We start from the raw sequence: 12732 nt of genomic DNA on the forward strand, positions 1-12732 counted from the left end.
GACGCTGCGCTCGCCTTCGGCAATTGCACGGCGTGCGGGAATTCCAGGGCGACGACGCGAGGTCGTGAAAGGCGCGAGGCGCGCGAAAGGGCGCAAATCGACGGGGAATGGCTTCGGCACGGGCGGAGCGCCATGCGACAATGCTGGCTCTAAATATTCCAATGGCAATGACAAGCGGCATCCGGCGCCCCGTTCCTGGCGACGACCGCTTTTTCCTCTATGGCAGATTCCGCAGCATCCCCGCAGTCCATGCCCCCGCGCGTCGCTTCGAAGAAGCAGCGCCAGGGCGCCGTCTCCACCGAAACCGAAAACAAGCTGGCGCGCGCGGCGCGCTCGGCGCAACGCCTCGCGCAACTGAGCGGCGTCGCGCGCGACGACAGCACGCTCGACCTGTTCCCCGACGATCCGACCCGCGCGACGCTCGAGGCGATGAACATCGACGTCCGCCAAGGCACGCTGCACGGCTTCGAACTGCCGGACGTGGTGCTGCAGGCGGTCGGCGTATTCGATGAACACGGGTCGCTCGACAGAACTGCGCGCCGCGCACCGCGTGTGGCGAAGCTGGATGCGCCGATGCCGGTGAACGGGCAGTTGAGCGGGTTTGACGCCGAGCCGATGATGGCGGTTGCGGATGCGTCTGCAAACAAGCCCGCAAACGAGCCCGCGAACGGTGCCCCCGACGGCTCAGCGCCGAACGCCGCAGCAAACACCGACGACAAGCCCGCGGCAACGTCGCGTGAGCCATCCGCGCCGCTCAGCTCGGCGATGGCCGCCGCGACCGTCGCGCGCAGCGTGACCGCGTTGCGCCAGGCGGCCGAAGCGGAGTCGGCTGCGACGGCGGGCGCGGGCAAGCCGCGGCAGCGTTTCGCCGCGACGTTCGCGAAAGCCGCGACGGCATCGCGCGATGCCGCAGCGGCTACCGCCCCGGCTTCGCTTGCAACGTCCGCTGCGACCGACGGCAGTAGCATGAGCCAGTCCGCCGACGAGCCCGCGACGCGTACGCAATCCGCCTCGCCAGAGGCCGTGACCACGAAACAGGACGACAAGCTCTCCGCCACCGCGCTGCTGACGACACCCCGGTCCTCGTCCGCGGACAACCACGCCGGATTCGCCACTTCCTCGCGTGACGCGCGCCGCACCGACGCGGCCGCCGCCGCGCTACGTTCGGAGCCGGAACTCGACCGCGCGCGTGCCACCGCGTTCGCCGATACGGTCGATGCGCTTTATGGCGTGATCGCCGATCAACGCCGCGCCGCGACCGATCATTCGCGGCGCGTGAAATGGATGCTGTCGATCGTGGTCGGTGCGCTGCTGGTGACAGTGGCGATCGGCATCGCGCAGACGCTGCTGCTGATGCGCCTCACGCGCGAGACGACGGCCCAGCAACACCGCATCGAACAGATGATGCAGAACCAGCAAGCGGCGATGGTGAGCCTGCTCGACGCGCATGCGGCGACAGCGAACGCCGCGTCGGCGCCCGCCGCCACGACCCCCCACCGCAGCGCCCCCCGCCGCGCCCCTACAGCCCAGCGCGACGCCGACGCGCGCGAGGCACGCTCGCGCTTCGCACCGGCGGCCGCCGAGTCACTAAATCGGGGACGTTGTCGCGATGCAACGCCTCCCGGCCCAATGACATCGCGGCACCCGCAGCAGCGAAAATTTGCTGCATTGCACTAGCTTTTCCCTAGGGAAAACCCCTATAATCACGACTAAGGGAAAACGCTAGCAATGCAGTCACTAACCGGGAGTCGCCATGAGCTACATCTTTGCACTGTTCCAAAAGGTCAGCGACCTCTTTGCGTCGCCCCATCTGCCGCTGGATTCGGACTACTCGTACGCAGCGCGTGCCCGTGAAGCAGAGCGTCTGCGCCGCGCGCAGGCCACGCTGTTCGGCATCAAGCTGAGGGACTAAAAACCAGCCGCACCTCCCGAGCGCGCGACAACGCGCCGGGGCGCGCACCTCGAGTGCGCTTCTCATTGAGCCACTATTCGCGAAATGCGGATCGTGGCTTTTTGTTTTTCGGGGCTCTCTTGTCGCGATGCACCATTGCGCGACGAGACAGACGTATCAGCGCCAAGCCTCCAGTGTCTGTCCGACTCCTTGCGAATTATTTCGGGGCCGAAATGAATGTAACCAGCTTTCACGCTGATTCAGCGAGTCGAATGAAAGCATTGCCCGTAAACCTTTGTTGAATGAAGCGCGAAAGCGACACCGCGCTTCCATCAACAGGCCCCATCTATGAAATGCTCGCTTACAAGTGCTAACGTCTTCACGCGATCCGGGCCACTAAAGTGAGTCTCAAGCGTACGGCGTCTGGTTCGGCTCACAAGCGAAGCGAACGAAGCGAATCGCACGATCCGAGCAAACACGGACGCTGGCCTGGAATAAAACTTTGACGGGAGGTCATGATGAAAAACTTTGGCAAGGCATCGCGCTCGCTGATCGCAACGCTGCTCGCGGGCGGCGCACTCGTCGCGGCTGGTAGCGCATTCGCGCAAGACCGCGTGATCGTCGAACACGGTCCGGCACCAGTCGTGTACGGCCAACCGCATATGATGCCGGTGGGCGTGTCGATCAACATCGGCTGGCACGGCGATCGTTACTGGGACGGCCACCGCTACTGGGAGCACGACGAGTGGATGCGCCATCATCCGCGCGACTACGATCCGCACCACCGCGGCGACGATCACCGCACCCCGCCCCCCCGCTACTAAAGCGCGCCTGATGGCGTCGCAACAGGCGGCGTGAGTCCACGAAGCCGGTCTTCCCTCGAGGGGAAGGCCGGCTTCGTCGCATTTGGGCGTGCGAGTCCGACCGTGGTATTGCGCGTGCTGCGCTATGCTTCGGGGCTTTCATCGACGGCAGCGGGAGCGCGTGTGGACAAGACGACACAGGATGTAGCGATAGGGGTGGTGGGCACGGGACTGATGGGCGTCGGCATTGCGACGCAGGCCGCGTTGCATGGATACCGGACGATCGTTCACGACGTTGATCCGGCGCGACTCGCGAGCGTCGCGCCGAAAGCGCAAGCCGTGCTCGACGAACTGATCGACGCGGGCCGTATCGACGATGCTGCCAAACAGGCGGCGCTCGCGCGCATCGAAACCAATGCGCAACTCGATGCGATCGGGCAAGCGCGCTTCGTGATCGAGGCGATTCCCGAAGTGCTCGAACTCAAACACCGCCTCTACGCGACGCTGACCAGCCTGCTCGCCGATGATGCGATCCTCGCGAGCAACACCAGCGGCTTCCCGCCCGACCAGCTTGCCACCCCGCTGCGCGCGAAAGAACGCTTCGTGATCGCGCATTTCTGGAACCCGCCGCACATGATTCCGCTCGTCGAGGTCGTGCCGGGCACCGAGACCGCGCCCGAAGTCGTGCGGCAAACCGCCGGACTGATGAGCGCGATCGGCATGGAGCCGGTCGTGCTCGCGAAGGCGATTCCGGGCTTCGTCGGTAATCGGCTGCAGTTCGCGGTGCTGCGCGAGGCGTTGCACATCGTGCGTTCGGGGGCCGCGACGCCCGAGGTCGTCGATCGTGTGATGAAAGCTTCGCTGGGACGTCGCTGGGGCATCGTCGGACCATTCGAGGGCGCGGACATGGGCGGACTCGACACGTTCGTCGACATCGCGTCGCATCTGATGCCGCAACTCGCGAAAGACGAGGACGTGATCGATCTGCTGCGCGCGCAGGTCGACGCGGGGCGTGTCGGCGTGCGCAGCGGCGCGGGGTTTCATGACTGGGATGAAGCGCGCATCGCGTGGGTAAAGGAAGGGCGCAAGCGCGTGATCGGGCGCGGCTAGTGCGGTATAAATAGCCGTTCCGTGCCTGGTACTCCGCCGCTTTTCGCGCTAACTGCCACACGCGTCGCAAGTGAACCTCAATCAACTCCAAGCCAACCCCAAGCCACTTCATGCCTCACTACTTCTACGACCCCGCCGCCGGTCACGGCCTCCCGCACGATCCTTTCAAGGCGATCGTCGCGCCGCGGCTGATCGGCTGGATTTCGTCGCGCGATGCCGAAGGCACGCTCAATCTCGCGCCATACAGCTTTTTCGGCGCGTTCGCGACCTTTCCGCCGATCATCGGTTTTAGCAGCGAGGGCCGCAAGGACAGCCTCGCCAACATCGAGGCGACCGGCGAATTCGTTTGGAATCTCGCCACCCGGCCGCTCGCGGAGCAGATGAACCGCTCGTCGGCGCCGGTCGCGCCGCATGTCGACGAGTTCGCATTGGCCGGGCTCACGCCGGCGCCGGGCCGCAACGTGGCGGTGCCGCACGTGGCCGAATCGCCGGCGGCGCTCGAATGCAAGCTGCTGCAGATCGTGCGTCTGCATGATGTCGACGGCAAGCCGATGGACAACTATCTGTCGCTCGGCCAGGTGGTCGGCGTGCATATCGACGACGCGTATCTGAAGGACGGCCTGTTCGACACGCACGCCGCGCAGCCGATCATGCGCGCGGGTTATCGCGCCGACTATGCGCAGATCGGCGAGATGTTCCAGATGATCCGGCCAACGGCCTGAACTCGCCCTCAGCAGCTTCCGCTGATTAGCGGATCGCTCAGGGTGTCACCGGCGGCGGCTTGCGTGGGGACTGCGCGGACGTTTCTGCCGCGGAGTCACTGTTGCCGCTCCCGCGCCCGCCCACGGGCGCATCCACTTCGACCTCGACGACCGCAGCCGCGACCGGCGCGGCCGCCGTGACTTCCGCCGCAATCGCCGCGGGCACCGGCTGGATCGGGCGCGCACGCGAGCTGACGAGCACCGCGCGCGGTTCATTGTCGTAAATCACGGCCCGCACGCGCGGATAAATGTCCCGCTCCCAGCGACGTCCGCTGAACACGCCGTAGTGGCCGACGCCCGTTTGCACGTGATGCGTCTTCAGATACGGCCGCAGACGATCGCACATGTCCTGCGCGGCGAGCGTCTGACCGACTGCGCAGATATCGTCCTTTTCACCTTCCACGGTCAGCAATGCGGTGCGGCGAATCTTCGACGGCTCCACCAGCCGCCCCTCGACTTCGAGCGCGCGTAACGGCAGCGCATGCTGCTGGAACACCGTGTCGACGGTCTCCAGATAGAAGTCGGCGGTCAGATCCATCGTCGCGAAGTACTCTTCGTAGAACGTGCGAATCGTGTCGGCTTTCCGCGGATCGCCCTTGCCGCGCTCGTAGTACATCGTTTCGAACGAGTCGGCGTGGCGGCCCGGATTCATCGCCATGAACGCGGCCAGCTGCACGAAACCCGGATACACGCGACGCTGCGCGCCGGCAAACCCGAACGGCACCGCGCTGATCAGATTGCGCTCGAACCACTCGATCGGCCGGCTCCTGGCCAGTTCGTTGACGCGCGTCGGATTGATGCGCGTGTCGATCGGGCCGGCCATCAGCGTCATGCTGGCCGGCTGCGCGGGATGGTCGTCGGCGGCCATCAGCGCGACGGCGGCGAGCGCTGCGACGGTCGGTTGACAGACCGCGAGCAGATGCGTGCCGGACCCGATCGTCGCGGTGAAGTCGATCACGTGGCGGACGAATTCGTCGAAGCCGAAGCGGCCTTCGCCAAGCGGCACGTCGCGCGGGTTGTGCCAGTCGGTGATATAGACGTCGTGCTCGGTCAGCATCGTGCGCACGGTTGCGCGCAGCAGCGTCGCGAAGTGGCCCGACATTGGCGCAATCATCAGCACGCGCGGCTGCGGCGTTGAAAGCACGGCGGCCTTGCGAAAATGCAGCAGCGAGCAGAACGGCGTGCGCGCGACGACTTCCTCGACCACCGCGACCGGCTCGCCTTCGGCGACGACGCTGTCGATGCCGAACGGCGGCCGCTTTGGCGTGAGTCCGCCGAGCACCAGAAGTTCGCACGTCGCGCGCAGCGAGCGTCCGCGCGGCGTAGCCGCGAATGCGGACCACGCATCGAGCGAACGGTTCGCCAGCGCCGCGCCGTGCCGCAGCGGTAGCAGCAGGTCGGCGCAGGCCTGATAGGCAGGATAGGCGAACAGATTCATACTTTCACGCGAATGCGCCAGAAAGACAGGAACTCGAATAAAAGCAAGTGGTGCGCCAGGCGCTGGCGCGCGTTGCCCCTGTGTCGCGTCATATCTGCGTGGGTCGGCATATCACTTGCGTGCATAGGCGAAATGGGCCGGCCTTGCCGCGCTTTGGTGCGCGCGCGCACCGCGGCGTGCATGGGTGCAGGCACGCGCGGCGCGATGCCCGATCTGGAGGACACACGTATGGGAAATACTACGCTCACGATAAGCAGCAGGAATTATTCGTCGTGGTCGCTGCGCGGCTGGCTGCTGACGAAGTTCAGCGGCTTGCCATTCGAAGAAATCGTGGTGCCGATCGACGACCCCGCGACGCGCGCCGAACTACTGCTGCTGTCGCCGTCGATTCTGGTGCCATGCCTCGTGCACGACGGCGTCAAGGTCTGGGACACGCTGTCGATCGCCGAATATCTGCACGAGCTGAAGCCGCAAGCCGCGCTGTTGCCGCACGAGATCCGCGCCCGCGCGCATTGCCGCTCTATCTGCGGCGAGATGCATTCGGGGTTTGCGTCGTTGCGCTCGGCGCTGCCGATGAACCTGAAGGCGCATTTCCCGGGCTTCAAGGTATGGGCGCGCGCGCAATCGGATATCGAGCGGATCGTGACGATCTGGCGTGAATGTCTGAAGGAGTACGGCGGCCCGTTCCTGTTCGGCGAGCGGACCGCCGCGGACGCGATGTACGCACCGGTGGTTACGCGTTTCGTGACCTATGACGTGCAACTCGATCCGGATATGGTCGAATACGGGCAGCGCATCATGGCGCTGCCCGAAATGCGCGAGTGGATCGCGCTCGCGCGTCAGGAGGTCGAGGAGATCGATGAACTGGACGTCGAGTTCTGAGCGCGGCGGCCGCCGTCCGCGGCCGTCCACATCAAGCAGATCCGTCAGCCGCGCTCGCCTTCGAGCTTGAACACGCTGACCAGCTGCGCGAGCCGCGCAGCCTGCTCGCGCAACTCGGCCGCCGCGGCTTCCGCATCGACGACGATCGTCGCATTCTGCTGCGTCGCCTCGCCGATCTGCGTGACCGCCAGGTTGACCTGCTCGATGCCGCCCGACTGCTCGCGCGACGCGACATTGATTTCGCTCATGATCGCGCGGACCTGACCGACCTGAGTGACGATTCCCTGCATCGTCGCGCTCGCTTCTTCGGCGATGCGAAAACCGCTGTCGACGTTCGCGCTCGACGCCGCGATCACGCCCTCGATCTCCTTCACCGCCGCCGCGCTGCGCTGCGCGAGCGCGCGCACTTCCGACGCCACGACCGCGAAGCCCTTGCCGTGCTCGCCCGCGCGCGCCGCTTCGACGGCCGCATTCAACGCGAGGATGTTGGTCTGGAAGGCAATGCCTTCGATCACCGTCGTGATCTCGGCGATCTTCTGCGACGAGCGGCCGATCTCGCCCATCGTCGACACCACGCGCTCGACCGCGCGGCCGCCTTCGAGCGCGGCGTCGGCGGCGTGGGTGACGAGGGTGTTCGCTTCGGTCGCGTGATCGGCATTCTGCTGCACGGTCGACGTGATCTGCTCCATGCTCGCCGCGGTCTCTTCGAGGCTGCTCGCCTGGGTCGCGATGCGCATCGCGATGTTGCCGCTGCCGGTGGCGATCTTCTCGGTGCCCGCCGACATGTCGGCCGACGCGTTGCGCACTTGCGCGACGATGCGCGCGAGGCCTTCGCCGATGCCGTCGATCGCCAGCATCAGGCGGCCGATCTCGTCGGCGCGCGCGCGGCCGTGCTGCGCGACGCGCACGCTCAGATCGCCCGCGGCGAGACGCTCCGACGCACGCGCGGCTTCGTCGAGCGGACGGCTGACGAGCCGCCGTACCGCGACGAGGAACACGATCGCGAACAGGCCGACCAGCGCGAGGCCGAGCAGCAGGAAGGCGTTGCGGGTGCGCACGACCTCAGCCATCACTTCGTCGCGCGGCGCGACGCCGCCGACGAGCCACTGCCACTCCGGCACCGTGACGAACGACACGAACTTGTCGCGCGCGTCGCTCTCGCCGAGCGTCGCGTCGGCCGAGCGGTAGTCGAGCTCGCCCTGCTTCATGTCGAGCATGCGCTGATACGGCGCGTTGGCGTCGTCGGCTTTCTGGCCCGCGGCGGCCGGATGCACGAGCAGCTTGCCGCGCTCCGCGCCGCTCGACGCGTCGAGCACGAAGTAATAGCCGCTCGCGCCGATCTTCAGCGCGTGGATGCCGTCCTGGACCGACTGGATCTCCTTGTCCACGTCGACACCGACGAACAGCGCGCCGATCACGCGGCCGCTCGCGTCGGCGATCGGCCGGTACTGCGTGATCATGCGCTTGCCGAACAGCACGGCGAGGCCGGTGTACGAACGGTTCGCGAGCAGCGGCGCATACGCCGGCCCCTTGCGGTCGAGCAGCGTGCCGACCGCTCGGGTGCCGTCCTGCTTCTTCAGCGAGGTGGTCACGCGCACGAAGTCGTCGCCGCTGCGCGCAAACACGGTCGCGACCGCGCCGCTGCGTTCGAGGAACTGGTCGGGAATCGTGAAGTCGAGATTCAGCACCTTGTCGCCGGCCTTGAAAGTCGGCGTCGCGGTGTTCCCGATGTCGACTTTCTGCGTGTCGTCGAGCGAGAAGTCGGTGGGCAGGAAGCTCGCGAACAGCGCCATCGACCGATCGACTTCGGCCGACAGCGCCTTGTCGAACAGCTCGATCATCGCGGCGATCGAGCGGTCTTTTTCGGCGATGCGGGCGAGCACCTGGTCGCGCATCTGGTCGCCGGCGGCGCGTGCGAGCGCCCACGCGAAGGTGCTGAAAATCAACGCGACCAGCACGCACGAGAGCACGGCAAGCCGCGCGCCGACGCTGGCGCGGCGCAAGAAGAGAGAGTTCATGGGCAGGCGCGAAAAGGGGACAGGCGACGCGCGCGTCGGGCATGGCCGCGAACGGCATCGATTTACTGGTTTACGGCTCGGGAGACGCCGGCTTTAGGGCGACTGAAAGCCGCCCGTAATAGGCTGAAAGGGGCCATAAAAATCCGGCCCCGAAAAAGGGACGAGGCGGAATGCGGAAGGTGTTGCTGCGTTGCTCAGCGCACCGGATCGACGGTTCGGCCGGGCGCGCTTCGCCACGTCCGCAACAACAACGCATTGGTGACGACGCTGACGCTCGAAAACGCCATCGCCGCGCCCGCGAGCATCGGATTCAGCAAGCCGAACGCGGCCAGCGGAATGCCGATCAGGTTGTAGACGAATGCCCAGAACAGGTTCTGCTGGATCTTGCGCCACGTTCTGCGCGAGATGTCGATCGCGTCGGCGACGAGCGCCGGGTCGCCGCGCATCAGCGTGATGCCGGCGGCGTGCATGGCGACGTCGGTGCCGCTCGCCATCGCGATGCCGATGTCGGCGGCGGCGAGCGCGGGCGCGTCGTTGATGCCGTCGCCCGCCATCGCGACGATGCCGGCGTGGCGCATCTTCAGGTCGCGGATCACGCGGGCCTTGTCGTCGGGCAGCACCTCGGCGTGGAATTCGTCGATGCCGAGCGCCCGCGCGACGCTCGCCGCACTGCCGCGATTGTCGCCAGTCACGAGCACGCTGCGGATGCCCATCTGCGCGAGCCGCGCGACGGCCGCGCGCGCGGTCGGCTTCACCGTGTCGCCGAACGCGATCAGCGCGAGCGCTTCGGGGGCGTGAGGCGCGCGCGTCATCAGCCACGACACCGTGTTGCCCGCCGCTTCGAGTTCCTGCGCGCGCGCGGCAAGCGCGGTCGGCAGCGCGATGTCGAGCTCGCGCAGCCAGCGCGTGCTGCCGAGGGCGAGCGTGCGGCCGTCGACGTCGGCTTCGACGCCCCGGCCGGCGACGGCGCGAGCGGCGGTGGCGCCTGGCCCGCCCTCGTGTTCGCCGGCCATTTGCCCGAGCTGAGCCTCGTGCGCGCGCATCACCGCCCGCGCGAGCGGATGATCGCTATGCCGCTGCACCGCCGCCGCGAGCGCGAGCGCTTGGTCGCGGCTCAAGCCGCCGATCGGCTCGAACGCCGTTACCGATGGTTGGCCGAGCGTCAGCGTGCCGGTTTTGTCGAACGCGACGATCGACACGCGATGCGCGATTTCCAGCGCTTCAGCGTCCTTGATCAGCACGCCGTGGCGCGCGGCGACGCCGGTGCCGGCCATGATCGCGGCGGGCGTCGCGAGGCCGAGCGCGCACGGGCAGGCGATCACCAACACCGCGACCGCGTTCAGGATCGCGGTTTCCGCGCCCGCGCCGGCGAGCAGCCAGCCGATCAGCGTCAGCGCGGCGAGCGCGAGAATCGCCGGCACGAAGACTTCGCTGACGCGGTCGACGAGCCGCTGGATCGGCGCCTTCTCGGCCTGCGCGCTTTCGACGAGCCGGATGATGCGCGCCAGTGTCGTCTCCGCGCCGATCGCGGTGGTCGTCACCACGAGCGCGCCTTCGCCGTTGATCGAGCCGGCCGTGACGGCGTCGCCGGTCTGCTTCGGCACCGGCAGGCTTTCGCCGGTGATCAGCGCTTCGTCGATATGCGTGCGGCCTTCGAGCACCGCGCCGTCGACCGCTACGCGCTCGCCCGGCAGCACGATCACGACGGTGCCGACCCGCACCTGCGCGAGCGGCACCACGCGTTCGCCGGCGCCGTCGCGGATGCGCGCGCGCTCGGGGCGCAGCGCGTTGAGCGCGCGGATCGCGTCGGTGGTCTGGCGCTTGGCGCGCGCCTCGAGCCACTTGCCGAAGCGCACCAGCGTGATCACGACCGCCGATGCCTCGAAGTACAGATGCATCGTGTCGCCCGGATGCATCGCGAGTTCGTAGACGCTGATGCCGTACGCCGCCGATGTGCCGAGCGCGACCAGCAGGTCCATGTTGCCCGCGCCGGCGCGCACCGCGCGCCAGGCTGCGCGATAGAAGCGCGCGCCGAATACGAACTGCACGATCGACGCGAGCGCGAATTGCAGCCAGGCTGGCAGCATCGCGTGGAGGCCGAACCATTCGCCGAACATCGGTGCGACGAGCGGCAGCGTCAGCAGCGCGGACGCAACGACGCTCGCGAGGTCGCGGCGGGTTTGAATCCGCTTGCGGTCGACGACGGGGGCGTGGGTCGTGTCGAGGATGTCGCTTTCGTCGCCGGACGCGGCGATAGCGGCCGTTGTCTCGGCTGGAGCGGCAGCAGCGGGCGGCGCGCTCAACGTCGCTTCGTAGCCAGCTTTCCTGACGGCGGCGATCAGCGCGCCGCTATCGGCGGATGCGGTGCCTTGCGGATGAGCGGTGGCGGTTTCGGTCGCCAGATTGACCGACGCGCGCGCGACCCCAGGCACCTTCGCGAGCGCTTTTTCGACGCGCAACGCGCAGGCTGCGCAGCTCATGCCGCCAATCTCCAGTTCAATGGTTCCCGGCGTCGCGGCGGGTGTCGCGGTTGGCGTCGCGCTTGGCGCGGCAAGCTCGGCGTTCGCGACCGGCGTCGCTTCGTATCCGGCCTTGCGCACGGCATCGGCCAGTTGCTGAGGCCCGAGCGTCGCGTCGCTTTCCACGCGGGCGCGCTCGGTCGCGAGATTCACCGACGCGCGCGCCACTCCCGGCAGCTTGGTCAGTGCTTTCTCGACGCGGCTCGCGCACGACGCGCAAGTCATCCCGCCGATATCGAGTTCGACGACGCGCGTGGGCGAAGAAGAAGCGGCCGCGTCGGCGGGGCGCTGCGGGTTGGCAAGTGCGATCATGGCAGGCTAGGCTCGTGGCGGCATTGGGCCGCATCGTCAATCCAGTATCGACCTTCCCATGACGGGAAGGTCAAGGCCGGATTATGCGGCCGCCGTCAGAACGCCGGCGGAGCATCGAGCATCGCCTGTCCCACCGCCTTCTGTTGCTCGCCGTCGCGCGCGAGCAGCGTTTGCGCGGCGCCGCGCCGGTCTTCGGCCGCCTTGTTCTGCCCGAGCTTCCATTTGCCGACGAGCCGCGTTACCTCGATCTCGATACCGACGATCGCGCCGAGCATCTGCGCGATGTAGTCGGCGGGCGCGTCGCCCATCTTCCATGGCACCGGCTCGCCGGCTTCATTCTCGCGCGTGAGTCGCGCGACGAGACCGCGCACGAACGATTCATCGTCATGCACCACGATCCTGCCATGTGCATGCACGACCATATAGTTGTAGGTCGGCACCTGCTTGTGCGTTTCGTGTTTGCTCGGATACCAACTCGGGGAAATATAGGCGGTCGGCCCCTGGAAGATCACGAGCGCTTCGGGATGGGTCGCGGCTTCCTGCCAGACGGGGTTCGCCCGCGCGACGTGCGCGCGCAGCACCAGACGTGACGAATCCGCCGCATCCGCCTGGGCCTCGAACGGCAGATGATTCGCATCGAGCCCGTTGGGGCCGTGCGTAATCAGCGCGCCGAACGGGTGCTCGACGATCAGGCGATGAAGAACCCCTGGACGGTTCTCTTCGAAATGGGCGGGCATGTACATTGAAGTGTTCCGAATGCAGGACGACGAAAGAGTGGAGGCGAACGGCCAAGCTGGGGGATCGACGAATGCGCGAATCCAAAAAAGCATGGCGCGCTCGCGCGAGCCGTTGGCGCGGGAACATAATGTGACAGCGACGCCGATTGTCACATCGGTGACGCGCCTGCGCGCTGTCAGCCACAATTCCCTGCTTTGTGCTTGCCTGGCTAGCAAGGATACGATACAACGCGATGTTGTCGGAATCGCAATCCGCGGACT

The 12732-nt window shown here is 67.0% G+C and carries 9 protein-coding genes and 1 pseudogene; 6 read left to right on the forward strand and 4 right to left on the reverse strand.

What is annotated here, in order from left to right; all coding sequences use genetic code 11:
* The first annotated feature begins 219 nt into the window (after positions 1 to 219).
* The 5 genes and pseudogenes from OKW29_RS18000 to OKW29_RS18020 all read left to right on the forward strand — a co-directional run bounded on the left by OKW29_RS18000 (position 220) and on the right by OKW29_RS18020 (position 4526).
* A pseudogene (locus OKW29_RS18000) lies at positions 220 to 1591 on the forward strand (hypothetical protein).
* Positions 1592 to 1753: 162 nt separating this feature from the next.
* Positions 1754 to 1912 carry a hypothetical protein gene (locus OKW29_RS18005; protein WP_429291974.1) on the forward strand — a complete coding sequence of 53 codons (159 nt, stop codon included), beginning with the start codon at positions 1754 to 1756 and terminating at the stop codon, positions 1910 to 1912.
* Positions 1913 to 2409: 497 nt separating this feature from the next.
* Positions 2410 to 2715, forward strand: coding sequence for a hypothetical protein (locus OKW29_RS18010; RefSeq protein WP_184037958.1), 306 nt, complete (start codon positions 2410 to 2412; stop codon positions 2713 to 2715).
* A gap of 213 nt (positions 2716 to 2928) precedes the next feature.
* Complete coding sequence (locus OKW29_RS18015; protein WP_429292530.1) at positions 2929 to 3804, forward strand: 3-hydroxyacyl-CoA dehydrogenase family protein; 876 nt, start codon at positions 2929 to 2931, stop codon at positions 3802 to 3804.
* Between the two features lie 110 nt (positions 3805 to 3914).
* On the forward strand, positions 3915 to 4526 hold the full coding sequence (locus OKW29_RS18020) for a flavin reductase family protein (protein ID WP_090808250.1): 612 nt from the start codon (positions 3915 to 3917) through the stop codon (positions 4524 to 4526).
* A 37-nt stretch (positions 4527 to 4563) separates the two neighbouring features.
* Here OKW29_RS18020 and OKW29_RS18025 read toward each other — a convergent pair whose 3' ends face one another.
* Complete coding sequence (locus OKW29_RS18025) at positions 4564 to 6003, reverse strand: polyhydroxyalkanoate depolymerase (protein ID WP_429291975.1); 1440 nt, start codon at positions 6001 to 6003, stop codon at positions 4564 to 4566.
* 228 nt (positions 6004 to 6231) lie between these two features.
* On the opposite strand from OKW29_RS18025, the gene OKW29_RS18030 reads away from it, so the two are divergent.
* Complete coding sequence (locus tag OKW29_RS18030; protein ID WP_090810346.1) at positions 6232 to 6885, forward strand: glutathione S-transferase family protein; 654 nt, start codon at positions 6232 to 6234, stop codon at positions 6883 to 6885.
* Between the two features lie 44 nt (positions 6886 to 6929).
* Here the strand turns inward: OKW29_RS18030 and OKW29_RS18035 are convergent, their stop codons facing one another.
* The 3 genes from OKW29_RS18035 to OKW29_RS18045 all read right to left on the reverse strand — a co-directional run bounded on the left by OKW29_RS18035 (position 6930) and on the right by OKW29_RS18045 (position 12477).
* On the reverse strand, positions 6930 to 8903 hold the full coding sequence (locus tag OKW29_RS18035) for a methyl-accepting chemotaxis protein (protein WP_429291976.1): 1974 nt from the start codon (positions 8901 to 8903) through the stop codon (positions 6930 to 6932).
* A gap of 194 nt (positions 8904 to 9097) precedes the next feature.
* Positions 9098 to 11734: a heavy metal translocating P-type ATPase gene (locus tag OKW29_RS18040; protein WP_429291977.1), complete on the reverse strand. Its 2637-nt coding sequence runs from the start codon at positions 11732 to 11734 to the stop codon at positions 9098 to 9100.
* 95 nt (positions 11735 to 11829) lie between these two features.
* The gene (locus tag OKW29_RS18045) at positions 11830 to 12477 is read right to left on the reverse strand and encodes an FMN-binding negative transcriptional regulator (RefSeq protein ID WP_429291978.1); all 648 of its coding nucleotides are present in this window, start codon (positions 12475 to 12477) and stop codon (positions 11830 to 11832) included.
* Positions 12478 to 12732: the final 255 nt, after the last annotated feature.

The sequence above is a fragment of the Paraburkholderia sp. CI3 genome (assembly GCF_050436505.1).
Lineage (GTDB): Bacteria > Pseudomonadota > Gammaproteobacteria > Burkholderiales > Burkholderiaceae > Paraburkholderia > Paraburkholderia tuberum.

Excerpts from the sequence above, each read along its gene's own strand:
- OKW29_RS18005 (WP_429291974.1), top strand. The coding sequence starts at position 1,754 with ATGAGCTACATCTTTGCACTGTTCCAAAAGGTCAGCGACCTCTTTGCG.
- OKW29_RS18010 (WP_184037958.1), top strand. The coding sequence starts at position 2,410 with ATGAAAAACTTTGGCAAGGCATCGCGCTCGCTGATCGCAACGCTGCTC.
- OKW29_RS18015 (WP_429292530.1), top strand. The coding sequence starts at position 2,929 with ATGGGCGTCGGCATTGCGACGCAGGCCGCGTTGCATGGATACCGGACG.
- OKW29_RS18020 (WP_090808250.1), top strand. The coding sequence starts at position 3,915 with ATGCCTCACTACTTCTACGACCCCGCCGCCGGTCACGGCCTCCCGCAC.
- OKW29_RS18025 (WP_429291975.1), bottom strand. The coding sequence starts at position 6,003 with ATGAATCTGTTCGCCTATCCTGCCTATCAGGCCTGCGCCGACCTGCTG.
- OKW29_RS18030 (WP_090810346.1), top strand. The coding sequence starts at position 6,232 with ATGGGAAATACTACGCTCACGATAAGCAGCAGGAATTATTCGTCGTGG.
- OKW29_RS18035 (WP_429291976.1), bottom strand. The coding sequence starts at position 8,903 with ATGAACTCTCTCTTCTTGCGCCGCGCCAGCGTCGGCGCGCGGCTTGCC.
- OKW29_RS18040 (WP_429291977.1), bottom strand. The coding sequence starts at position 11,734 with ATGATCGCACTTGCCAACCCGCAGCGCCCCGCCGACGCGGCCGCTTCT.
- OKW29_RS18045 (WP_429291978.1), bottom strand. The coding sequence starts at position 12,477 with ATGTACATGCCCGCCCATTTCGAAGAGAACCGTCCAGGGGTTCTTCAT.